At 68.8% G+C, this 1,386-nt stretch carries 1 protein-coding gene; it reads right to left on the reverse strand.

The genetic code is table 11. From position 1 onward, the window contains the following. Positions 1 to 17: 17 nt before the first annotated feature. A complete protein-coding gene (locus ACWCXB_RS36560; RefSeq protein ID WP_450728814.1) occupies positions 18 to 1,262 on the reverse strand; it encodes an RNA-guided endonuclease InsQ/TnpB family protein in 1,245 nt (414 codons plus the stop codon). Positions 1,263 to 1,386: the final 124 nt, after the last annotated feature.

The following is a 1,386-nucleotide window of genomic DNA, read 5'->3' on the forward strand; positions in this document are numbered from 1 at the left end:
TTGACATCCTCCCCGCCCTAAAGGGCGAGGATTCCCGTCTGCCGGCCGGTGGGTACCGGCTGGGGCTTCGGGTGGGTTCCCCGTTCAGCGGGCCGTGCCTGGCGTGGGATTTCCACTCCAGGGCTGACCGGCCCTCCAGGGGCGTTTAGCCTCTCCGCCTGCCCGGCGGCGAGGATCACACGCGACGCATTGAGGTCACGATCATGCTCGGTACCGCAGCCGCCGCACCGCCAGGTGCGCACGTGCAGCGGCTTGTTGCCGTCCACGACCCAGCACACCGAACAGGTCTGGGACGACGGCAGCCACCGCGACACCACCCCGACATGCCGTCCGGCACGGGCGGCCTTCTCCTCCAGGAGACGGCGGAACATCCCCCATGCCGCGTCGTGGACGGACTTGGCCAGGCGGGTGCGGGCGAGGCCGGACACGGCCAGGTCTTCGAGGTAGACCGCTTGGTTCTCGCGGACCAGCCTCGACGTCTGCTGGTGTGCCCAGTCCCGCCGTGCGTCCGCCACCTTGGTGTGTGCGCGGGCCACGCGGATGCGGGCCTTGGCCCGGTTCGCAGATCCCTTCACCTTCCGGCTCAGGACCTGCTGCGCCTTGCGCAGTCGGCGCTCGGCCCGGCGCAGGAACCGCGGGTTGTCGATCACCTTCCCGTCGGAGGCGACGGCGTAGTGGGTCAGGCCCAGGTCGATACCGACCTCGGCCGTCACCGGCTCCAGCGGCTTGGGGTCGACGGCGACCACGAAGGAGGCGAAGTACCGGCCGGAGGAGTCCTTGATCACGGTCACGCTGGAGGGTGCGGACGGCAGGGGGCGGGACCAGCGGACCCGGACGTCACCGATCTTCGCCAGGTTCAGCCGGCCGTTGTCCCGCAGCCGGAACCCGTTCTTCGAGAAGCGGACCGACTGCCGGTTGTCGGACTTCCTCTTGAACACCGGCAGGCCCATCCGCCGCCCACCGCGTTTGCCCGACACCGAGTCAAAGAAGTTCCTGTACGCGGCATCCAGATCCCGAAGAGAGGACTGCAACGCGTCCACGGACACCTCGCCAAGCCACGCCCGCTCCGAAGTCTGCTTCGCCTCCGTGATCACCCGGCGGGCCAAAGCCCCGGTCGGGACTTTCGACCGGTCCGCCTTCCACGCCGCCTTACGGACGGCGAGCGCATCGTTGTAGACCACCCGGGCGCAGCCGAACGTACGGGCCAGCGCAACACGCTGACCCGGCGTCGGCTCGATCCGGAAGGAGTACCGCAGATGCATGCGATCAACCTAACGGCCACCACTGACAACACAGCGAGCTCCGCCGCTTCGCGACTCCGGGCCAAGGATGCGTCTCCTCCCCGGCCTGAAGGCCCGGGTTTCCACGCAAGGAGTTTCCGATGAA

The organism is Streptomyces sp. NPDC001514, assembly GCF_053597075.1.